Annotated in this window: 21 protein-coding genes and 1 tRNA gene; 13 read left to right on the top strand and 9 right to left on the bottom strand. The window is 35.7% G+C overall.

The window, feature by feature from the left end; all coding sequences use genetic code 11:
- Nucleotides 1–6 precede the first annotated feature (6 nt).
- A complete protein-coding gene (gene ileS / locus PMN2A_RS01425) occupies nt 7–2,910 on the bottom strand; it encodes an isoleucine--tRNA ligase (RefSeq protein WP_011294238.1) in 2,904 nt (967 codons plus the stop codon).
- A 51-nt stretch (nt 2,911–2,961) separates the two neighbouring features.
- Nucleotides 2,962–3,480 (bottom strand): hypothetical protein, encoded by a 519-nt coding sequence (locus tag PMN2A_RS01420; RefSeq protein ID WP_011294237.1) that lies wholly within the window; start codon nt 3,478–3,480, stop codon nt 2,962–2,964.
- 203 nt (nt 3,481–3,683) lie between these two features.
- On the opposite strand from PMN2A_RS01420, the gene PMN2A_RS01415 reads away from it, so the two are divergent.
- Nucleotides 3,684–3,766, top strand: a tRNA-Leu gene (locus PMN2A_RS01415).
- Nucleotides 3,767–3,815: 49 nt separating this feature from the next.
- On the top strand, nt 3,816–4,847 hold the full coding sequence (gene crtR, locus PMN2A_RS01410; RefSeq protein WP_011294236.1) for a beta-carotene hydroxylase: 1,032 nt from the start codon (nt 3,816–3,818) through the stop codon (nt 4,845–4,847).
- A 12-nt stretch (nt 4,848–4,859) separates the two neighbouring features.
- On the opposite strand, the gene gatC is transcribed toward crtR, so the two are convergent.
- Nucleotides 4,860–5,147, bottom strand: a complete 288-nt coding sequence (gatC, locus tag PMN2A_RS01405) for an Asp-tRNA(Asn)/Glu-tRNA(Gln) amidotransferase subunit GatC (protein WP_011294235.1) — start codon at nt 5,145–5,147, stop codon at nt 4,860–4,862.
- A 255-nt stretch (nt 5,148–5,402) separates the two neighbouring features.
- On the opposite strand from gatC, the gene PMN2A_RS01400 reads away from it, so the two are divergent.
- Both PMN2A_RS01400 and PMN2A_RS01395 read left to right on the top strand, forming a co-directional pair.
- Entirely contained in the window at nt 5,403–5,972 is a 570-nt protein-coding gene (locus PMN2A_RS01400) for a DNA-3-methyladenine glycosylase (protein ID WP_011294234.1), read from the top strand.
- A complete protein-coding gene (locus tag PMN2A_RS01395) occupies nt 5,969–6,988 on the top strand; it encodes an aspartate carbamoyltransferase catalytic subunit (protein WP_011294233.1) in 1,020 nt (339 codons plus the stop codon). Before PMN2A_RS01400 ends, PMN2A_RS01395 begins: the two co-directional genes overlap by 4 nt.
- Nucleotides 6,989–7,005: 17 nt before the next feature.
- Here PMN2A_RS01395 and PMN2A_RS01390 read toward each other — a convergent pair whose 3' ends face one another.
- Complete coding sequence (locus tag PMN2A_RS01390; RefSeq protein ID WP_225866315.1) at nt 7,006–7,335, bottom strand: DUF565 domain-containing protein; 330 nt, start codon at nt 7,333–7,335, stop codon at nt 7,006–7,008.
- A gap of 219 nt (nt 7,336–7,554) precedes the next feature.
- Between PMN2A_RS01390 and coaBC the strand changes: the two genes are divergently transcribed.
- From coaBC to PMN2A_RS01365, 5 genes are all read left to right on the top strand, one after another.
- Nucleotides 7,555–8,811 carry a bifunctional phosphopantothenoylcysteine decarboxylase/phosphopantothenate--cysteine ligase CoaBC gene (gene coaBC / locus PMN2A_RS01385; protein WP_011294231.1) on the top strand — a complete coding sequence of 419 codons (1,257 nt, stop codon included), beginning with the start codon at nt 7,555–7,557 and terminating at the stop codon, nt 8,809–8,811.
- 228 nt (nt 8,812–9,039) lie between these two features.
- The gene (locus PMN2A_RS01380; RefSeq protein ID WP_011294230.1) at nt 9,040–9,843 is read left to right on the top strand and encodes a photosystem II manganese-stabilizing polypeptide; all 804 of its coding nucleotides are present in this window, start codon (nt 9,040–9,042) and stop codon (nt 9,841–9,843) included.
- A gap of 129 nt (nt 9,844–9,972) precedes the next feature.
- Complete coding sequence (gene sat, locus PMN2A_RS01375) at nt 9,973–11,145, top strand: sulfate adenylyltransferase (protein ID WP_041711119.1); 1,173 nt, start codon at nt 9,973–9,975, stop codon at nt 11,143–11,145.
- A gap of 43 nt (nt 11,146–11,188) precedes the next feature.
- The gene (gene ftsH, locus PMN2A_RS01370) at nt 11,189–13,036 is read left to right on the top strand and encodes an ATP-dependent zinc metalloprotease FtsH (protein WP_011294228.1); all 1,848 of its coding nucleotides are present in this window, start codon (nt 11,189–11,191) and stop codon (nt 13,034–13,036) included.
- A gap of 16 nt (nt 13,037–13,052) precedes the next feature.
- Nucleotides 13,053–13,688 (top strand): bifunctional 4-hydroxy-2-oxoglutarate aldolase/2-dehydro-3-deoxy-phosphogluconate aldolase, encoded by a 636-nt coding sequence (locus PMN2A_RS01365; RefSeq protein WP_011294227.1) that lies wholly within the window; start codon nt 13,053–13,055, stop codon nt 13,686–13,688.
- Between the two features lie 71 nt (nt 13,689–13,759).
- Here PMN2A_RS01365 and aroC read toward each other — a convergent pair whose 3' ends face one another.
- Nucleotides 13,760–14,845, bottom strand: coding sequence for a chorismate synthase (gene aroC, locus PMN2A_RS01360; protein WP_011294226.1), 1,086 nt, complete (start codon nt 14,843–14,845; stop codon nt 13,760–13,762).
- Nucleotides 14,846–14,975: 130 nt separating this feature from the next.
- Nucleotides 14,976–16,058, bottom strand: coding sequence for a photosystem II q(b) protein (gene psbA, locus PMN2A_RS01355; RefSeq protein WP_011294225.1), 1,083 nt, complete (start codon nt 16,056–16,058; stop codon nt 14,976–14,978).
- Between the two features lie 197 nt (nt 16,059–16,255).
- Between psbA and PMN2A_RS10965 the strand changes: the two genes are divergently transcribed.
- Nucleotides 16,256–16,390 (top strand): hypothetical protein, encoded by a 135-nt coding sequence (locus PMN2A_RS10965; RefSeq protein WP_011295098.1) that lies wholly within the window; start codon nt 16,256–16,258, stop codon nt 16,388–16,390.
- On the opposite strand, the gene PMN2A_RS01350 is transcribed toward PMN2A_RS10965, so the two are convergent.
- The gene (locus tag PMN2A_RS01350; protein WP_011294224.1) at nt 16,381–17,298 is read right to left on the bottom strand and encodes an aspartoacylase; all 918 of its coding nucleotides are present in this window, start codon (nt 17,296–17,298) and stop codon (nt 16,381–16,383) included. The genes PMN2A_RS10965 and PMN2A_RS01350 overlap by 10 nt on opposite strands.
- A gap of 43 nt (nt 17,299–17,341) precedes the next feature.
- On the opposite strand from PMN2A_RS01350, the gene PMN2A_RS01345 reads away from it, so the two are divergent.
- From PMN2A_RS01345 to PMN2A_RS01335, 3 genes are all read left to right on the top strand, one after another.
- Nucleotides 17,342–18,316, top strand: a complete 975-nt coding sequence (locus PMN2A_RS01345; protein WP_011294223.1) for a glutathione S-transferase family protein — start codon at nt 17,342–17,344, stop codon at nt 18,314–18,316.
- A 9-nt stretch (nt 18,317–18,325) separates the two neighbouring features.
- A complete protein-coding gene (locus tag PMN2A_RS01340) occupies nt 18,326–18,988 on the top strand; it encodes a DUF2301 domain-containing membrane protein (RefSeq protein ID WP_011294222.1) in 663 nt (220 codons plus the stop codon).
- 168 nt (nt 18,989–19,156) lie between these two features.
- Nucleotides 19,157–19,375, top strand: a complete 219-nt coding sequence (locus PMN2A_RS01335; RefSeq protein WP_011294221.1) for a CP12 domain-containing protein — start codon at nt 19,157–19,159, stop codon at nt 19,373–19,375.
- Nucleotides 19,376–19,444: 69 nt separating this feature from the next.
- Here the strand turns inward: PMN2A_RS01335 and PMN2A_RS01330 are convergent, their stop codons facing one another.
- Nucleotides 19,445–19,627: a hypothetical protein gene (locus PMN2A_RS01330; protein ID WP_011294220.1), complete on the bottom strand. Its 183-nt coding sequence runs from the start codon at nt 19,625–19,627 to the stop codon at nt 19,445–19,447.
- Nucleotides 19,628–19,704: 77 nt separating this feature from the next.
- Nucleotides 19,705–20,694: an Obg family GTPase CgtA gene (gene cgtA / locus PMN2A_RS01325; RefSeq protein WP_011294219.1), complete on the bottom strand. Its 990-nt coding sequence runs from the start codon at nt 20,692–20,694 to the stop codon at nt 19,705–19,707.
- Nucleotides 20,695–20,789: the final 95 nt, after the last annotated feature.

The raw sequence follows: 20,789 nt of genomic DNA, 5'->3' as shown, positions 1-20,789 counted from the left end.
TACTATTTAAATAGCTAAGACTACTTTTTCGCACCTTTTGCAAATATTTGTGTGTTGAGGATTCTTACTCATTTCTATTTCATAATGCCAACATCTTTCACACTTAAATCCCCTTGCTTTTGCAATCTCGACTGAAGCATAATCATTGTCCTCACTAACTAAAACCTCAGCCCATGGCTCACCACCAATTTGCAAAGATGAAACCAGGAACCAATCTCTTAATACATCAACATTATTAGATTCGCTTTCAGCTAACCATTCAATAGCAGCTTTAACTTTTTCATCAGATATATCTACCCTTACTGATGCTTCCAAAGAAGAACCTAACGCTTGATTATTTCTACAACTCTCCAACATACGATTAATAACTGCTCTGAGTTTACGTAGTTCAGTCACATGACAATTAAAACTACTATTTTTCCATGATTTAGGTACATTAGGCCATCCTCTTTGAAATACTGAGGCTTCCTCTAAGTCATATGGAATATTCTGCCAAATATCTTCTGCCATATGACATAAAACAGGTGCAATTAATCCAGATATTTTTTCAATTACCAAGGATAAAACTGTCTGACAACTTCTTCGTCTAAAGTCAGATTTAGAACTCACATACAACCTATCTTTTGCAATATCTAAGTAAAAATTAGATAGATCAACAACACAAAAGTTTTGAATTGTTTGGAAAAATTTCGAAAATTCAAAATTATTGTATGCATCTGATATTTCATCGATTACTTCAGCTGTTCTATTCAACATCCATTTATCTAACAATGGTAGGTTAGCAATATCAATGGAATCAATTTTATAATCAAAATCATAGAGGTTACCTAATAGATACCTAGAAGTATTTCGAACCTTACGATAAACATCAGAAATTTGCTTTAGTATGTTTGATCCAATAGGAACATCTGCAGAGTAATCAACAGAACTAACCCATAACCTCAAAACATCAGCTCCATACGCAGGATCTAATTTCTTATTTGAACCACCATTAATTATAACTAAAGGATCAATAATGTTTCCTAAGGATTTACTCATTTTCCTACCATTCTCATCTAATGCAAAACCATGTGTAAGGACCTTTTTAAAAGGTGCATGTTCATTCACTGCTACCGAAGTTAATAAAGAGGACTGGAACCAACCCCGATGTTGATCAGATCCCTCCAAATATAAATCTGCTGGATAATTTAAATTTTCTTTCTTAGAAATAACTGAAGACCAACTAGAGCCGGAGTCAAACCAAACATCCATAGTATCGGTACCTTTTTGCCATCGATCTGCCTGATTTAAATAAGAAGGAGGTAATAGCTCAGATACTTCATATTCCCACCAAATATCTGCTCCATGAACAGAAAATAAATCAGCTATATGAGAAATAGTTTCTTTATTGAGCAAGATTTCTTGTCCATTCTTTTCATAAAATACTGGTATTGGAACTCCCCAGGTCCTTTGTCGGGAGATACACCAATCTCCTCTTTCTCTAACCATGGAATTAATTCTATTTTTTCCCGATTCAGGAAGCCAAATAACATCTTCTATGGCAGAAAGGGCTTTATCTCTAAATCCTTCAACGGAAGCAAACCATTGTTCTGTAGCTCTAAAAATAGTTGGTTTTTTAGTTCTCCAATCATAAGGATACCTGTGCTCATATGGAATTTCTTTAAGCAAAGATCCAGCATTAATGAGATCACTTATTATGACACTATTAGCATCTTTCAATACATTTAGACCTTCAAATTTTCCTGCTTCTTTCGTTAGAAAACCTTTTTCATCAACTGGGCAAGAAATTGATAAATTATATTTTTTAGCAGTATTAAAATCATCAACACCATGACCTGGAGCAGTATGTACTAATCCAGTTCCTGATTCAGTTGTAATATAATCTCCTCCTAAAACAACAGGACTTATTTTATCAAATAAAGGATGTTTATATATAATTCCATCTAAGATTGATCCTTTGATTAATACTCTTTTTTCATAATTAATTCCTACACTCTTAGATACTTCTTGCAGAAGATCGTTAGCAATAATTATCAATGAACGATCAGAACTTTGTGCAATTACATATTCTAATTTTTGGTTAACAGAAATGGCCTCATTTGCAGGAATTGTCCAAGGAGTAGTAGTCCAAATGACAAGTTTTAATTCTTTTAATTTCCCTTCAGAATTAATTAGATCTGGAGCTTGCTTAGAAATTTCTTGAGTTAATCTTTTTGGTATTTGATTAACTTTAAATCCTACATAAATACTTTTGCTAGTATGACCGGTTGGATATTCTAGTTCCGCCTCGGCCAGAGCTGTTTGAGAACTTGGACTCCAATGAACTGGTTTTAGGCCTCGATATATATATCCTTTGAAGACCATTTCACCAAACAACTTGATTTGAGAGGCTTCAAACTTTTTGTCTAAACTTAAATATGGTTGATCCCAGTCACCCCATACGCCCCATCTTTTAAAACCATCCATTTGTTGGGAAACTTGCTTTTTTGCATAAGCAGCAGCTTTTTTTCTCAACTTAATAGGTGTTAATTCAGCTCGTTGACTTTTATCCATAGCTTGAAGAACTTTCAATTCAATAGGCAATCCATGGCAATCCCATCCAGGGACATAACAAACTTTTTTCCCTTTCATTGTTTGAAATTTATTGATTATGTCCTTCAATACTTTGTTGAGAGCATGCCCCATATGAAGCGTTCCATTTGCATATGGCGGGCCATCATGCAAAGTAAAAGTCTCTCCAGAATTATTTAAGCCTAATTCAAAATCTATATTTTTTTCTCTCCAAAAAGCTTGCAACTCAGGTTCTCTTAGAGTTGCATTTGCCCTCATTCCAAAATTAGTCTGCAAAAGGTTGAGAGTGTCTTTGTAAGTGGGACGATCCTTTTGAGAATCTTTTTTGATGTTATTCACTTTGAAAAATATTCATCAGTCATAATGGTTCCCTGAGGTCTTTTAACCTTATCAAGAAGTTTCTTCATTTTCAGCGAATTCTTGATTTCCGATCTTATTGGAATCAGTTGAAGTAGATCTTTCAACTACTTTCTTCTTGACTTCTTCTTTCAATTCTGGATGAACCCATTTTTTTTCTTTTAACGGTTTTTCAGATTTAGTAGTGAAGCCTTTAAAAAAATTAAAAAAGCCAGCTCCAAGTAAAGCAAAACTTTGACCGAGCTGTCTAAAAGATTCAAACCACCTCTGAAAAGATCCAACTCGCTTTTTTTCTTCAGAGCTTAATTGATTCCACCTAGTTTGGATAATTTCTAAAATCATTTTTCCATACAAAATTGCCATAGAAATAACAAGTAAATTTATTGAGCCTCTCAAAAGATCATTCTCCACTAACAGAAATAATCCTAAAAATAAAAAAAGTCCGCCCATCAACCAATCTCTTGGCCTACTTAATTCCATAAGCATTAAAGGTAAAGCCAATATCAAAAGCCCAACAAAAAGAAACAAGTAGCCAGAAATAGAAATAACCATATTTTTCTCAATATGAGTTTGTTTTGTAGTGATAAAGGCTTATTGAACAACTAAAAATCATGCTTCATAAAACCAGAATTTCAAATGTCTCGTATACAAATATAAAAATTACATTAATCTTTTTACGATCACGAATCAAAAATAGTCTTTAAATAGCCATCAACGAGCTGCTAGAATCAATATACAATCGGTGAAAACCTTTGGCCCACCTGGCGGAATTGGTAGACGCGCTGGTTTTAGGTACCAGTGGCTTTATGTCGTGGGAGTTCAAGTCTCCCGGTGGGCATTTTTTAATTAAGCTATATAAGCTCAATTAATTTCAATCACATCAAGCAATGACCCAGTGCTTATCGAGGTCTGACAAAAACAAGGCAACGAAAAAACTGAAGTCATTACGCGACTGGCAAAATGAGATCCAAGAATATCTTGATCCGCCAAAGCCTTTAAACGTAACTTTAGGTCTTTTCTTTGGTGGATATTTTCTTGCAATAGTTAGTGTTTGGCAGTGGTATCAGGGGAACTGGCCGTTACCAATTTTAGTTGCATTAGCTTTTTTAGCTCTACATATGGAAGGCACTGTTATTCATGACGCCTGCCACAATGCTGCCCACCCAAATAAATGGATCAATCAATTTATGGGACATGGGTCAGCGATATTACTAGGTTTTAGTTTCCCAGTTTTCACAAGAGTTCATCTAGAGCATCACAAATACGTTAACGACCCAAAAAACGATCCAGATCACATAGTTAGCACCTTTGGCCCTATTTGGTTAATTGCTCCAAGATTTTTCTATCATGAATATTTTTTCTTTGAGCGAAAACTTTGGAGAAAGTTTGAACTAATGCAATGGGGAATTGAAAGAGGAATATTTATTTGCATAGTCATTGCCGGAATTAAATACAATTTCATGAATGTTATTTATAATTTATGGTTCGGACCAGCATTAATGGTTGGAGTCACTTTAGGAATATTTTTTGATTATCTACCTCATAGACCTTTTCAGTCTAGAAATAGATGGAAAAATGCAAGAGTCTATCCAAGTAAATTAATGAACTTACTAATAATGGGACAAAATTATCATTTAGTTCATCATTTATGGCCCTCTATTCCATGGTTTGAATATAAACCAGCTTACGAAGCCACAAAACCACTTTTAGATCAAAAAGGTTCGCCTCAAAGAATGGGGATTTTTGAAACTCAGAAAGATAGTCTAAATTTTCTTTATGATGTTTTACTTGGAATCAGAAGCCATAAAGAAAGAAGAAGTAAAATGAGACCAATAGCAAGAATATTACCGAAAAACAATTGGAGGAGAAAATATATAAAATTAATTCATAAAACTAGAATCAGAACAGAAAGTAAATGATAATTCCTGAATTTAAAGTATTTTAGGAACTCTAAAAAAATCACCTTCCCTATGAGGTGCTTGATTAAGAAGATCTTCTCTTGAGCAATTAACTTCAACTAAATCATCCCTCATTGCATTAACCACCTCTACAGCTCTAGTAGTTGGAGGAATATTTTTAGTATCTATTTCTTGCAGTTGATCAACATAAGAAAGTATTTCTTCGAGTTGCTCTGTATAGGTTTCTATTTGATCTTCTGGAAGTTCTAAACGAGCTAACTGTGCAACCTTACGTACATCAGATGAAGAAATTTTAGTCATGGTTATGTTAGAAAATTTTCAAGATCTTTAGATAATGAAATGGACGACTTATTACAAAAAGATCTTAGTGCTTTCGTTTAAGCAAATAAGTTCGTATACCATTTTGTCATTTGAATGCCTTTTAAGAAATTTTAAGTGTTGGAAGATTAATCAGCAAGATAGAGAAATCTATTATTTAGTAAGTACTATGGACAAAAAAGACATAGTAAACACATCTCACTTCTTACAAAAGAATTCTTTTCAAGGCCATCTCATATGGTCGCACCTAGCTTAATTGGCTGTTTTTTAATTAAGCGCTTATCAAAAAACAGCTATCTTGCCGGCGTAATTGTTGAAACTGAGGCTTATTCTCAAGAAGAAGCTTCATGCCATGGCTTCTCAGGGAGAACTCAAAGAAACAAAACCCTTTTTGGTGAACCGGGTAACTTTTACATATACCTTTCATATGGCATTAATAGTTGTGTAAATATTGTTACTGGTAAGAAAAACTGGGCAAATGGTGTACTTCTTAGATCGATAGCAATAAAAGGAGAACACGAGAGAATTGCCTCTGGGCCTGGATTATTGGCAAAAAGATTTGGATTAAATAAGAATTTTGACAATTTACACTTGTCACCTGCAAATGATTTCTGGTTATCAGAGGGAGAAAATTTAACAAGAATGGGAAATATTGTTCAGACCACAAGGATTGGCATTTCGCAAGCCAAAGATATACCTTGGCGTTGGTACCTTAAAAGTAGTAGAAGTGTTAGCAAAAGGGTTAGAGGTGATCGAATTCCTCCAAAAAATAAGTGTTGGGAACCATCAACATTTGAGGAATTATGAATAATTGGAAACATAATCACGTTCTTGATTTATCTACGTTTTCTTTAGAGGATTACAAAACAGTTTTAGAATTAACAACAAGATTTAAAGATGTCCATAAATCAAGTTCTAGAAAACTTCCCGCTCTTCATGGAAGATTAATCGCCAATTTATTTTTCGAGCCCAGTACAAGGACAAGAACTAGCTTTGAACTTGCAGCAAAGAGACTATCTGCAGATGTTCAAAATTTTTCTGTATCTTCAAGTTCTCTAAACAAAGGAGAGACTCCTTTAGACACTATTCTCACATACATCTCAATGGGGGCTGATATCTTAGTAATTAGGCATGAGTCAACAAATGTACCCGCAGAGTTAGCTAATTACGTTGACATAAATAACATCAATACATCAATTCTCAATGCAGGTGATGGATTTCATAGCCATCCAAGTCAAGGTCTTTTGGATCTATTTACACTTGCTACTTTTTTTAATCCAAATGAACCATCAACTAATAGTCTTTTAAATAAAAAAATTACAATAGTTGGAGATATCCTTCATTCTAGAGTTGCCAGATCAAACCTTTGGGCTCTAACTGCATGTGGAGCAGAGGTAACACTATGTGGACCTCCAAGCCTTCTTCCAGAGGAATTCATTGATTTTGTTCAGAATCCTCCGCTAGGGCAAAATTTTGATCCCATTAATAAGAGAGGTTCTGTTTTCATAAAAAGATCGCTAAAAGACGCATTAAAAAATAGTGATGCAGTTATGACACTTCGATTACAGAAAGAGAGAATGAAGCAAAATATGCTTACTGATCTTGATAGTTATTATGTACAATATGGGATAACCCATGAAAGTTTAAAATGGTGTGAAAAGAAAGTTCCTGTTCTTCATCCTGGACCAGTAAATAGAGGAGTAGAAATAAGTAATCGATTAGTTGAAGATAATTCAATCAATCTTATAAGTAAACAAGTAGAAAATGGTATTCCAACAAGAATGGCTTTGTTGTATTTACTAGGGTTAAATAAAAAAGATTAATTATATTTAGAATAGATTTATAATAGTTTCAAACCTTCTGAAAAAAGTCCATACGCTAATCCTATTCTGAACATATCAAAGATCCTAACTAGTATTATTGGTTTATTAGACTTCAGAAATACAAATCTAGCTTGAATTAGTAACTCCAAAAATATTAAAGCAATAAATGCTCCAACAGGATCCATCAACGCTAGTACACCATTAATCATACCTAGAGAACTACCTGCTAAAAAGCCTATTAAAAAAATTATTGCTAACAATGAATATCTTCTCCAAGGATTTGCAGCCCAGTTTGCTAACCTATCAACAATTTTTGTAGATGATTTATATAAAAATGTTTTCTGCATTCTTAGAGTCATAAGAGAAAAGTTAAAAAATTGCCTCAGGATTTTTTCATTAGTTAACTCTCTAACAAAAATATAATAAATGAAAGATCTAATAAAGCAAAAATAAATTATTTTTATCAAAGATATAAAAAATCAAATTTCCTTTAATACGAAAAATGCAGCTTATTTTAAATTTGAAAAATATCTTTCAAGGTCTATTTGATATAAAATCAAAATATCATGATTAATTCGACTTCTTTATCTGGAAAAAAAATATTAGTTGCTGTTACGGGGAGTATTGCAGCTGTTAAAGCTCCTATTTTAGTTAGCCGCCTAATTAAAGCTGGTGCAGAGGTCAAGTGCGTCATAACGCAAAGCGCCACTAATTTAGTTAGTCCCTTATCTTTGTCTACTTTAAGCAGAAATAAATGTTACCAAGATAAAGATCAATGGGCTGACTCTCAAACCAAGCCATTGCACATTGCTTTGGCTGAGTGGGCAGAACTAATTATTGTTGCACCATTGAGCGCCACATCCTTATCCAAATTTACTAGTGGAAGTGCTGATGGACTTTTAGCCAGCATTCTTTTAGCTAGTCAATCTCAAATAGTTATGGCTGCTGCCATGAATACTTCGATGTGGGAAAATCAATCAGTAAAAAAGAATTGGAATTACGTTAAAACTATTGACCAAGTTATTACTCTCGAACCTAGTGCAGGACTTTTAGCTTGCGACAGAGTTGGTAATGGGAAAATGGTCAATTTAGATATTATTGAAATGGCATCTGAAAGTGCATTTATTTTCCATGCAGAAAATAAATTTCTCACTAAAGATTTAAAGGACATAAGGTTTCTCATATCGGCTGGTCCCACTGTCGAAGCTCTTGATGCCGCAAGACAATTAACCAATCGAAGCAGTGGAAAGATGGGGGTTTTGATAGCTCAAGCAGCAAAGTTAAGAGGTGCAGAGGTCGATTTAGTTCATGGCCCGGTAAGCGTTCAACAAGATCTGCTTGAGGGACTGAATACTTATCCAGTTAGAAGTTCAAATGAAATGGGAGCAAAAATTGATGATTTACAACCATCTGCTCAGGTCATCGTTATGGCTGCAGCAGTATCAGATTTCAAAAATAATAGTCCCAGTGAAAAAAAAATCTCTAAAGAATTTTTTTTAAAGTCCGTTTTCGATGACTTAGAAATGACATCAGACCTAATCAAAAATCAAACGAAAAAAAAATTAGAAAATCAAATTTTCCTTGGTTTTGCTGCTGAGACAGGCAGTGATAATGAAATCATTGAAAAGGGAGAGAAGAAAAGGGTTTCAAAAGGTTGTGACCTTCTCATGGCCAATCCCATTGATAGAGCCGGGCAAGGATTTGATGAAAACTTCAACAGTGGTTTTTTGTTAGGTCCAAAAAAAATGGTCAAAAACTTATCTTTTTCAACAAAACTTGCAATATCCCATCAACTTTTAGATGAAATTAGAAATTTAAAATAGAAAATTTATTGATATTTTTCGAATTTGTTTTTTTCTAAAATCAGAGTCTAAACGCCAAAAAAGACTGCTGTAAAAGGGTTTTGAATGAAATCGATGTGTTAAATCCATCAAAGCAAAAGCTACGGGTTGTATAGAGCTGTCAGATGCTTGTGAAAAGAAGTATTTGAGACCTGTAATATCCCAACTGAATTAATTGGGCGGTTTCGACCGCAGTCATCTAGCCCTCTCATGCGATTTCGTCCTCTGCTGGCTTTGATGCTGGCTTTTTGTCTCACCTTTACAACTCTCCCATCAAGCGCATCTGCAGCTTTAAAAGGGCGCGAGCAAGGTAATGCTCGTTTTGGCAATGTTGTTAATACTGGCCAAGCTGATGCTTGCACTGTTTTACCAGCGGGTTCATCGGGTTCTATTAATGCTGATGGTCAATTTAAAAGCTTATGCCTTCAGCCAACAGAAGTTTCAGTAAAACTTCCAGGTAACAAGCGAAATAAATCTGATTTTGCAATTGCAAAAATCATCAGTCCTCGCTTCAATACAAGTCTTGATGAAGTTTATGGAGATCTTTCCGGAGGGAAATTCACTGAAAAAGGTGGTATTGACTTCTCTCTAATTACAGTTCTAGCTCCAAATGGAGAGGAATTTCCTTTTGCATTCTCTGTTAAAGAGATGGTTGCTGAATCCAAAAAAGGAAAATCAATTGAGCCAGGAGCTGAATTTTCAGGTCCAACAACAACTCCAAGCTATAGATCTGCAGACTTTCTTGATCCAAAGAGTCGCGCTAAATCAACCGGTGTTGAATATGCTCAAGCTCTCATTGCTCGTGGTGGTGATGATGAGGATCTTGCCAGAGAAAATGTTAAAGATGATCTTGGCGGTAAAGGTGAAATAACACTTACTGTCGATAGTGTTGATGCAGACACTAATGAATTTGGTGGCCAATTTGTTGCTATCCAACCTTCAGACAATGACCTTGGATCAAAAGATCCTGTTGATATCAAAATCAAAGGTATCTTCTATGGTCGCAAAGCCTAAAAAATAATCATCTTAATCAATAAAAAAGAGGGTTAAAACCCTCTTTTTTTTTTGGTTGAATTTAATGAAAACAATTTCTTAAATATGGGCCCCCTATCTGGGAGAATTTCCCGGTTACTTAAAGAGAAAATGACTAGCAAGCAAAGTTCTAATAAAAATCTCGCAGGTTTAATCAAACCTTATGGTGGAGAACTTATAAACCTAATGGCTTCTGATCAAGAAGCAAAAGAGTTAAAAAAAAATTCTTTTAAAACTTTAAATTGTTCTGATAGAAATGCTTGTGATATTGAACTTCTTTTGATAGGTGCTTTTTCTCCTTTAAATGGGTTCATGAATGAGAAAAATTACAACTCAGTCGTTAAACAAAATCGACTTGAATCAGGTTTGCTTTTTGGTTTGCCGATTGTGATGGATACAGATAGAGAAGATATAAATCCAGGAGATTCAGTTCTACTCAATTACAAAGATCAAGAACTAGCAATTTTAGAAATACAAGAAAAATGGACTCCTGACAAAGTTATTGAAGCCAAATTTTGCTATGGAACAACTTCTTTGGAGCATCCTGCAGTAAGAATGATATCTATGGAGAGGAAAAAATATTATTTAGGAGGCTCAATAAAAGGTTTAGAATTACCTAAAAGAGTTTTTACTTGCCAAACTCCTGCTCAAGTAAGAGAGAACCTTCCTTCTGGAGAAGATGTAGTCGCATTCCAGTGCAGAAATCCAATTCATAGAGCCCATTATGAGCTTTTTACAAGAGCCTTAGAAGCCAATAATGTCAGTAAAAATGGAGTTGTTCTTGTTCACCCAACTTGTGGACCAACTCAAGAAGATGACATCCCTGGATCAGTAAGATTTCAAACCTATGAAAAACTTGCCTCTGAAGTCAATAATCCAAAAATTAGGTGGTCATACCTTCCTTATTCGATGCATATGGCTGGGCCAAGAGAGGCTTTGCAGCACATGATTATCAGAAGGAATTATGGATGTACTCATTTTATTATCGGAAGAGATATGGCCGGCTGTAAGTCCTCTCTAGATGGTGAAGATTTTTATGGTCCATATGATGCTCAAAATTTTGCAAACGAGTGCTGCCAAGAATTAGAAATGCAAACAGTTCCATCTCTAAATCTTGTATTTACAGAGGAGGAAGGCTATGTAACCGCCGATTATGCTAAAGAAAAAGGATTACACATAAAAAAATTGAGTGGCACTCAATTCAGAAAAATGCTCAGAAGTGGAGAAGAAATTCCTGAATGGTTTGCATTTAAAAGCGTCGTTGATGTACTAAGAGCCGCATAGTTGGACCTATTCCTATTAAACTCTTTGTAGATATAAAAGAACATTGAACAAACGCTGGAGAAACATTGGTCTTTATGTCCTAATTGTTGTAGTTGTGATTTTTGTTGGAAGTGCTTTTTTCGATAAGCCAAGCCCGACAAAGTCATCTAGAACACTCAGATACAGTGACTTCATAGAAGCTGTTCAAGAGAAGCAAATAAGCAGGGTTCTTATTTCTCCAGATAAAGGAACTGCTCAAATTGTTGAAAGTGATGGGAACAGGGCTTTAGTCAATTTGGCTCCTGATCAACAATTACTCCAATTACTTACTGATAATGACGTCGATATTGCCGTACAACCAACTACTCAAGCGAATCCTTTACAGCAAGCTGCTACTAGCTTAATTTTTCCAATTCTTTTATTAGGAGGTCTATTTTTTCTATTTAGAAGAGCAGGTTCTGGTGGTGGTGGAAACCCAGCAATGAATTTTGGGAAGAGTAAAGCAAGACTTCAAATGGAGCCTGAAACAAAAGTTACTTTTGGAGATGTTGCTGGAATTGAAGGTGCAAAGCTTGAACTTACTGAAGTAGTTGATTTCTTAAAAAATCCTGATCGCTTCACAGCTGTAGGAGCAAAAATTCCTAAAGGTGTTTTATTGGTTGGACCTCCAGGGACAGGTAAAACTTTGCTTGCAAAGGCAGTTGCAGGTGAAGCTTCAGTTCCATTCTTTTCCATATCTGGATCTGAGTTTGTAGAGATGTTTGTTGGCGTTGGTGCGAGCAGAGTCAGAGACCTTTTTGAACAAGCTAAAAAGAATGCTCCTTGTATAGTTTTTATTGATGAAATAGATGCTGTTGGTCGTCAGCGTGGCGCAGGACTTGGAGGAGGTAATGATGAAAGAGAGCAAACGCTAAATCAACTGCTAACTGAAATGGATGGATTTGAGGGAAACTCAGGAATAATTATTGTTGCAGCTACAAATAGACCTGATGTGCTCGACTCAGCACTCATGAGACCAGGAAGATTTGACAGGCAAGTAACTGTTGACAGACCTGATTACTCAGGGAGATTGCAAATACTGAATGTTCATGCAAAAAGTAAAACACTTTCAAAGGCAGTTGACCTTGATCAAGTAGCGAGAAGGACCCCTGGATTTACTGGGGCAGATTTAGCAAATCTATTAAATGAAGCTGCCATATTGGCTGCCAGAAGAGAATTAACAGAAGTCAGTAACGATGAGGTCAGTGATGCAATCGAGAGAATAATGGTAGGTCCTGAGAAGAAAGACTCAGTGATTAGTGAAAAACGTAAAAAATTAGTTGCTTATCATGAAGCTGGCCATGCAGTAGTTGGTGCTGTGATGCCTGATTATGACCCTGTGCAAAAGATCTCAATCATTCCAAGAGGTGGAGCTGGAGGATTAACTTTTTTCACGCCAAGTGAAGAAAGAATGGAATCTGGACTTTATTCAAGGTCTTACCTACAAAATCAAATGGCTGTTGCTCTTGGAGGAAGAGTTGCAGAGGAAATCATTTATGGAGAAGACGAAGTAACCACAGGAGCATCAAATGATCTAAAGCAAGTAGCTTCAGTTGCACGGCAAATGATTACCAAATTTGGTATGAGTGACAAGTTGGGACCAGTAGCTTTAGGACGTTCGCAGGGTGGGATGTTCCTTGGTAGAGACATCTCTGCAGAAAGAGATTTTTCTGAAGATACAGCAGCAACAATTGATTCAGAAGTTTCAGTTCTTGTTGAGATTGCATACGAAAGAGCTAAAAAGGCTTTAAACGACAATCGTCAAGTACTTGAGGAGTTAACAGCAATGCTTATGGAAACTGAGACAGTTGATTCTCTAGAGTTCCAGGATTTGTTAATTCGCCATGAAGTTAAAGTTGCTGAATATGCTTAGTTGAAAAATATAATTCTTGGAAGCTAAGCAAAACTATTTAAAAAAAACTCTTAGGATACAGCCGCTTATAGTTGTAATTAGACTTGAACATAATTTTTTTAATCTCTCAAAAAAAAAGGAAAATTTACTTTCTAAAATTGAGAAATTGTCTAATTTCGGTATAAAAAATATTGAAATAGGGTGGGATTCCAATCCAGAATGGGTAAATTTAATATTAGAAATAAAAAAAAGATTCAAATCAATTAATATTGGTGTTGCATCAATTTCTTCAAGGCAATCTTTAGAATCACTTCTCTCATTAGATGTTAATTATTCGATGAGTCAATTCTTTAATAAAGAAATTCATATACAAGCCATTGAATACAATCAATTAGTTATTCCAGGGATATCAAATATTGAAAATTTCAAAGAGGCAATCGATCTAGGATATAAAATTGTAAAAATATTTCCAGCATCAAAATTAGGAATTAACTTTATAAATGAATTAAAAGACTTTAAAAAAAAGGATATTTTTTTTATTGGTGCAGGTGGAATTAAAAGTAAGCATTTAAAAAAATTCCTACAAAGTGGATATGATGCTTTGGTGATAGGAAGAGAATTGCGAAATCAAACACCTGATAAAGATCTAGAGATATGGCTAAAGGATTACTGATAATCTATTCTAAAAATCAACAATATATTCCTTGGCTAGCATTGTATCTTAAATAATCATTTATTTGAGAATTAGTCAGGACATTGGCCTCTTTGCCTTAGTAAATGATCAGCTAAAACTAGCGCAACCATTGCTTCAACCATTGGAACTGCCCTCGGCAAAACACAAGGATCATGTCTTCCTGTCGCCTTGAGAGTTATTGCATTACCATCCTCATCAATTGTCTTTTGACTTTTCCTAATAGTTGCTGTTGGTTTAAAACCTACTCTCAGGACTATATCCTCACCATTACTGATACCTCCTTGAATTCCGCCTGAATTGTTAGTGGCAGTTTTCAATTGATTGGAATCGGATGGCAAAAAAGGATCATTATGTTCGCTGCCTTTCAAATAAGTACCTCCGAAACCAGATCCCACCTCAAAACCTTTAGTGGCAGGCAAAGACATTAATGCCTTTGCTAAATCAGCTTCTAACTTATCAAAAACAGGCATACCAATCCCTATTGGCGGATTCCGAACAACACATTCTATTACTCCACCACATGAGTCTCCTTCTTTACCAAAAGCCTCCACTCTCTGAATCATTAAATCTGCAGCTGACTGATTTGGACATCGAACAATATTTTTCTCAATCTCATCAAAAGTAACTTCACTCGGATGAATCTCAGCCTCAATATCATGAATTCTCTTTACCCAAGCGAGTATTTCCGTTTTAGCAGACTTATTTAGAAGTTGCTTTGCAACAGAACCCGCGGCAACTCTACCTATTGTTTCTCTTGCTGATGCACGCCCTCCGCCACTTGAAGCCTGAATTCCGTATTTTTTCTGATATGTAGCATCAGCATGAGATGGCCTAAAAGTTTTTTTAATTTCAGAATAATCCTTAGGCCGATGATCTTTATTTCTTACAACCATGGCAATTGGTGTTCCTAAGGTTTTATTACCTAAAAGACCACTAAGAATTTCAACTTCATCACTTTCGTTTCTTGGAGTAGTTATTTTGCTTTGTCCTGGCCTCCTTCGATTGAGATCATTTTGTATCTCGTTAATGTCGAGCTCCAACCTTGGAGGACATCCATCAATAATTACACCAACACCACCTCCGTGAGATTCGCCAAAGGAGCTGATAGTAAAAAGTTTTCCGAAACTACTTCCCATAAATAAACCTATCTACAAAATGTTAATCAATACTTGCTAAAAAATAAACCACTCAAGTAATGCATAGAACAAAAAAAGGTCAAAAAAAAAGCCCTCAAAAAGAGGGCTTTAAGAAAATCAAGTTAAAGACTTAACCGATTGCAGGTGCAACAAGAGCTACAGAAGTAGACTCAGCAGCTGCTAGGTCAAGTGGGAAGTTGTGAGCATTACGCTCGTGCATTACTTCCATACCAAGGTTTGCACGGTTAAGTACGTCACCCCAGGTTGGTACAACCTTGCCTGAAGTATCAACTACAGACTGGTTGAAGTTGAAACCGTTCAAGTTGAACGCCATGGTGCAGATGCCCATAGATGTCAACCAAACACAAATCACTGGCCATGAAGCCAAGAAGAAGTGAAGGCTACGGCTGTTGTTGAAGCTTGCATATTGGAAGATCAAACGACCGAAGTAGCCATGAGCTGCAACGATGTTGTATGTCTCTTCTTCTTGTCCAAACTTGTAACCGTAGTTCTGTGAATCAAGTCCTGTGGTCTCACGGATAAGTGATGAAGTAACCAAAGAACCATGCATTGCAGAGAACAAAGCACCACCGAACATACCTGCTACACCAGCCATATGGAATGGGTGCATCAAGATGTTGTGCTCAGCCTGGAAAACGAACATGAAGTTGAATGTTCCAGAAATTCCTAGAGGCATACCATCAGAGAATGAACCCTGACCGAATGGGTAAACAAGGAATACAGCGAAAGCTGCTGATACAGGAGCTGAGTAAGCAACACAGATCCATGGGCGCATACCTAAACGGTATGAAAGCTCCCACTGACGTCCCATGTATGCAGAGATACCGATAAGGAAGTGGAAGATTACAAGCTGGTAAGGGCCACCGTTATATAGCCACTCATCAAGAGTTGCTGCTTCCCAGATTGGGTAGAAGTGAAGGCCGATAGCGTTACTTGAAGGAACAACAGCACCAGAAATGATGTTGTTTCCATACATGAATGAACCAGCTACTGGCTCACGGATACCGTCGATATCAACTGGAGGAGCAGCGATAAATGCAACGATGAAACAAGTTGTTGCCGCAAGAAGGCAAGGGATCATCAAAACACCGAACCAACCGACATAGATACGGTTGTTGGTGGAAGTAACCCACTCGCAGAATTGTGGCCAACCTTTGAGCAACGAAGAACGCTGCTGCTGAATGGTGGTCATGAGGACGAATGTGTAAGTCCCTAAAGGGACGAATAAATAAGAGCAGCTAATTAGACTGCCAGACGTGATAATAAAGGAGAATGCACCCTTCTGTGAGTAAAATGTAGGACAATTTATGAAGAGAATCAGTAGTTTGAGCTCTTTACGCGCCAAGAGAGTCTTAAGATTCTCTTCATATTTGGCTTTGAGGTCGCGAATTGGTTCTAATCAAGTGGCTAATTAATGGGCATAGGCTTGAAGAAAGAGTTCCTCTAAGTGATGCTCGTCACAGAAAATATGAATTGGAAGCTCAAGGGGCAATTATTTATTGGAGCGAGAGAACTCACTTCTGATGTATTAGATCAATAAGTGCTTGTTTCCATTCTTTTTTGAAATTCCATAATTCTCTTTTGGTAAAACTCATAGCGATATTTTTTTCCACATACGCTGCTTCATTTATAAATACAGGAATATAGGGTTCATCTTCCTCAAACCTAATTATTTCACCATTCAACTTACAAAACAATTCATCATTTTTCTTTAATTCTTGCCAATCCTTTGATTGCCTTAAAGAATGCACATATCCATCAATATTGCCCTCTTCATCTCTTGGGAAATCGATACTTTTAATATGTCTGTGAATTATTAACTTATTAGGAAAAAATAGATTTAAGTTCTTAACCTCATGAATTTGTTCCATCAAAGTCTCGAGAATCAATTTTGTTTGCGAAATAATTCTCGAATTCAATAGGCCTTGTCCAATGGGGCCAATTTCTACGACAAGTCCACAAGGCCAAGATTCAACTAAAAAACCTGTTTGCTTTTGATCAGATTCGTGGAGATATACCGGTAAACCTAATTGATTTTGAATCAAAGAAGCCAAAGCCAAATCTGCATCTCTTCTCCCATAAACAACTATGCAACTCCCCATGGAGGCAGTAGTTGTATGAAAATCTAATGCTATTTGACAAGGGTTTTCTCCAGCTTCACCGTAAAGATTTACTAACTCACTTGCTCTAGTTCTCTCACAATTTAAAGGGTTGATTTTGATGAATGATTCTTCTTTGAAACTACGATTCAAATCATGATGAATATATCTTTTCCCAGCCTTTTTAGCCTCAGGGTTTCCAATTACCTTAAAGGTTTTAATCCCGTGAGTATTTATTAAAAACGATGATTTTTTCCATTCATCAAAAAGCCAAATGCCATTTATTTCATTACCATGCGTACCAGCCACTAGCAGTACTTGTAGCTGCTTCATTAAGCAATAAACCCATAGATAAAAATAATCTTAAAAGAAATTCATGGCTATACCACCAATATTTGTAAAAGCTGCGAGAGACATATGGAGTTTTGAATGGAAAATATTAATGAATGGTCTTGCGCCATCAGATTCCAATGGAAACTACAAGAGGCCAATAAATATTCAACAACAAATTCAAATCCCGACCAAGGAGGATTTAAAGAATAGAGCGTCAAATCAAATGCCAGGTTTAATTATTGGAAGAAGTTGTCCTTGGGCGCATAGAGCATGGATAATTCACGAGATAAAAGGATTAAAGAAATCGATCAATCTTCACATTGCTCAAGTAGACGAAGAGGGAGGAAGATGGAGATTAGATCCACCAATAAAAGGGTGCAAAACCCTTCAAGAGCTTTATCAAAAATGCGGAAATTATCAATCAAGGAGAGCAACAGTACCAATGCTTTTCGATCCTGGTAAGGAACCGGAATCAAAATTAAGACTTATAAACAATGAAAGTGCTGAGCTTGTCGAAATATTAAATAACTGGCCTATATACGATCAAGAAATAGACCTTAACCCAAGCAAATATAAAAAAGAAATAATTAACTGGCAGAATTTAATTCAAGAAAATGTTAATAATGGAGTTTATAAATGTGGATTTGCTAGAAATCAAAAAGCTTATGAAAAAGCTTCTAACAACTTGTTCTCAGCTCTAAATATTATAGAAGAACATCTTAAATCAAATGGTCCTTGGCTTTGTGGAAAGAATCTTTCAATTGCTGATATAAGACTTTTCCCTACTCTTATTAGATGGGAAGCAATCTATTACCCACTATTTAAATGTAGTAATAAACCAATTGAATCTTTCCCACATATAATTAAATGGAGAAAAAAGATTTTCAATATGTACAATATTAAAAAAACATGTGATGTTGATGCTTGGAGAAAAGATTATTTTGGAGCTTTATTTCCTTTAAATCCAAGTAGTATTATTCCTAAAGGAGATGATATTACAACAACTATCAACAATTAATTATCAACTATGAAAGAAGAAAATTCTTACTTTACATCCTCAAATCCTATTAAAGGAGTCTATGGAGACTTCATAGTTACTTCTAATGATAAAAAAGAAGTTTTATTTTACCGATTGTCAATTCTTTTCTGCGGATTATTCTTTTCAATAGGAATAGCTCAATGGTTTTTCAATGGATCTAATCAAATATGGATTTGGCTATTATGCATGGCAATAAGTATAGGTTTAAGTCTTAAGTGGATACATATATATTTAAGACCTTTACATCAAACACTAACAATTTTCTGGGTACTTGGTTGTATTGGATTGTTGATACTTTTATATCATTTTGGAGTAACAAATTTAATATATGGTCTCAGAGAAAATCCAAAATCGATATTACTTGTCGGTCCACTTTTTGCTTCTTTAACTGGGATCGGTTTCAAAGAGTTTTTTTGTTTCAGAAGAATTGAAGCAATAGGGATAACGATTTTTATTCCAATAGCTTTAATTGGATATTTAACTGAATTAGCCAATGAAAGTTTTACTTTTGCAACACTAGTTGTGTCGTCATTGCTATTGCTATCAATGGGAATAAGGAAATTCAACCTTCCAGCAGAAGCTGATATAGGAGATAAAAGCGTTTTTGATTATTTAGAAAGCCAAAGAAAGCTAAAAGTATCAGATATTTGAATAAATCAACCAATTGTCAATTCAAAGAGAAAACCCACACAAAGATAATTTTTGTAGGTCTTAAGTCAGGGAATGGTGAGGAAATCCAACCAAATTTACAATCCACGTGCAATATTCCTCCGTCATAATTAATGTGTTAGTCAAACGATCCTGCTCCTAAAAGACGCTATGAAAACTATTGACGAGCATATTAAAAAGGATGAATCCGAGATCCAAGAAGCAAAAGCTCAGGGTAATGATTCCAAGCTCCATCATTTAGAAGATGAACTTAATTCTCTCAAGGAATATAAAGAGCATCATCCTGAAGACAAGCATGACCCAAATGCTCTGGAACTCTTCTGCGACGCCAACCCTGACGAACCTGAGTGCTTGGTATACGACGATTAATATTTAAAAACAATTAATAGACCAAAAAAGGGAGGCTATAGCCTCCCTTTTTTGGTCTATTAGATCCTATTAATAATCCATATTAAAATCTGAAGGACTTCCAGTTAAAGAGCAAACAACTGCCTCCTCATTTTTCATGTGACGTACTTCAGCGATTGGTCTACCCATTTTCTTCAGAACATTAATATCTTGATCTGTCTGGCAGCGAGCAATAATTTCTCCTTGTCCATCAAAACAACTGTAAAAATCCATAATTTTAATAACTCTCTTTAGTTATGACCAAGAAACAACTGTAAGACAAGTAGGTATGATTCACTCATAACAATTAATTAATATCCAAGTTCGTTCCAAATAGAACTCAACAAATCATCCAGACCAAATTTCGTTACTGCAGAGATTATATGTACCTTTTTCATAGTCATTTTCTCAATTTTATTTAGAAGTTTTTTAATTTCATTCTCATTTAATAGTTCTTTTTTATTCAGAACAAAAATTCTAGGCCTAGAAATCAAACCATGACCGTAAGACGTTAATTCCTCATTAATGGTTTTGAAATCATTTATCGGGTCCGTTGATGCTGAGTCAATTAAATGAAGCAAAACCTTTGTTCGTTCAATATGCCGAAGAAAATCATGCCCTAATCCAATACCTTTTGAGGCTCCAGAAATCAAACCAGGAATATCCGCAAAAACTGTTCCATCTCCTGAGGGTCTTCTTACTACTCCGAGATTTGGAATTAAAGTTGTAAATGGATAATCAGCAATCTTTGGTCTTGCAGAGGAGAGTACAGAAATCAAAGTACTTTTACCTGCATTGGGCAAACCAATAATTCCTACTTCTGCTAGAAGTTTTAATTCCAATTGCAATGACCATTCTTCACCTACTTTCCCTTCAGTAAATTTTTCTGGAGCTCTATTGCTATTTGATAAATAGCGAGCGTTCCCGAAACCTCCTTTCCCACCAAACGCGACAATAAGTTGTTGGCCTTTATTAGTTAAATCACCAAGAATAATATTTGTAGAGAGATGCCTTACCTCTGTTCCGCATGGAACTTTAAGTACAGTGTCTTTTCCTGATGCTCCAGTGCATTTATTGGGACCACCGCGTTGGCCATTCTCCGCAGAAATTAATTTCTGAAATTTGAAATCCAACAGAGTTTGCAAATTATCATCAGCCTCTAAAACAACATTTCCTCCTTGTCCTCCATCTCCACCCGCAGGGCCACCTGCGGGAACATACTTTTCTCTTCTAAAAGCAGAGATCCCATCACCACCCGAACCTGCTTTGACATCAATAATAGCCTGATCAATAAATTGCATTTAGAAATATCTTTAATCAATTAACTAAATAATAATTCTTACATTCATCCTTGCTAAATTAAAGAACTGAAAACACTGTTTATAAATTTCACCTC

Source organism: Prochlorococcus marinus str. NATL2A (genome assembly GCF_000012465.1).
In the GTDB taxonomy this organism is placed as follows: domain Bacteria; phylum Cyanobacteriota; class Cyanobacteriia; order PCC-6307; family Cyanobiaceae; genus Prochlorococcus_B; species Prochlorococcus_B marinus_B.
This window is presented reverse-complemented; position numbering and strand designations above follow the sequence as displayed.

Excerpts from the sequence above, each read along its gene's own strand:
- PMN2A_RS01340 (WP_011294222.1), top strand. The coding sequence starts at position 18,326 with ATGAAAGAAGAAAATTCTTACTTTACATCCTCAAATCCTATTAAAGGA.
- crtR (WP_011294236.1), top strand. The coding sequence starts at position 3,816 with ATGACCCAGTGCTTATCGAGGTCTGACAAAAACAAGGCAACGAAAAAA.
- coaBC (WP_011294231.1), top strand. The coding sequence starts at position 7,555 with ATGATTAATTCGACTTCTTTATCTGGAAAAAAAATATTAGTTGCTGTT.
- aroC (WP_011294226.1), bottom strand. The coding sequence starts at position 14,845 with ATGGGAAGTAGTTTCGGAAAACTTTTTACTATCAGCTCCTTTGGCGAA.
- PMN2A_RS01395 (WP_011294233.1), top strand. The coding sequence starts at position 5,969 with ATGAATAATTGGAAACATAATCACGTTCTTGATTTATCTACGTTTTCT.
- PMN2A_RS01420 (WP_011294237.1), bottom strand. The coding sequence starts at position 3,480 with ATGGTTATTTCTATTTCTGGCTACTTGTTTCTTTTTGTTGGGCTTTTG.
- PMN2A_RS01345 (WP_011294223.1), top strand. The coding sequence starts at position 17,342 with ATGGCTATACCACCAATATTTGTAAAAGCTGCGAGAGACATATGGAGT.
- PMN2A_RS01350 (WP_011294224.1), bottom strand. The coding sequence starts at position 17,298 with ATGAAGCAGCTACAAGTACTGCTAGTGGCTGGTACGCATGGTAATGAA.
- cgtA (WP_011294219.1), bottom strand. The coding sequence starts at position 20,694 with ATGCAATTTATTGATCAGGCTATTATTGATGTCAAAGCAGGTTCGGGT.
- psbA (WP_011294225.1), bottom strand. The coding sequence starts at position 16,058 with ATGACCACCATTCAGCAGCAGCGTTCTTCGTTGCTCAAAGGTTGGCCA.
- PMN2A_RS01330 (WP_011294220.1), bottom strand. The coding sequence starts at position 19,627 with ATGGATTTTTACAGTTGTTTTGATGGACAAGGAGAAATTATTGCTCGC.
- gatC (WP_011294235.1), bottom strand. The coding sequence starts at position 5,147 with ATGACTAAAATTTCTTCATCTGATGTACGTAAGGTTGCACAGTTAGCT.
- PMN2A_RS01400 (WP_011294234.1), top strand. The coding sequence starts at position 5,403 with ATGGTCGCACCTAGCTTAATTGGCTGTTTTTTAATTAAGCGCTTATCA.
- PMN2A_RS01380 (WP_011294230.1), top strand. The coding sequence starts at position 9,040 with ATGCGATTTCGTCCTCTGCTGGCTTTGATGCTGGCTTTTTGTCTCACC.
- sat (WP_041711119.1), top strand. The coding sequence starts at position 9,973 with ATGACTAGCAAGCAAAGTTCTAATAAAAATCTCGCAGGTTTAATCAAA.
- PMN2A_RS01335 (WP_011294221.1), top strand. The coding sequence starts at position 19,157 with ATGAAAACTATTGACGAGCATATTAAAAAGGATGAATCCGAGATCCAA.
- PMN2A_RS01390 (WP_225866315.1), bottom strand. The coding sequence starts at position 7,335 with ATGCAGAAAACATTTTTATATAAATCATCTACAAAAATTGTTGATAGG.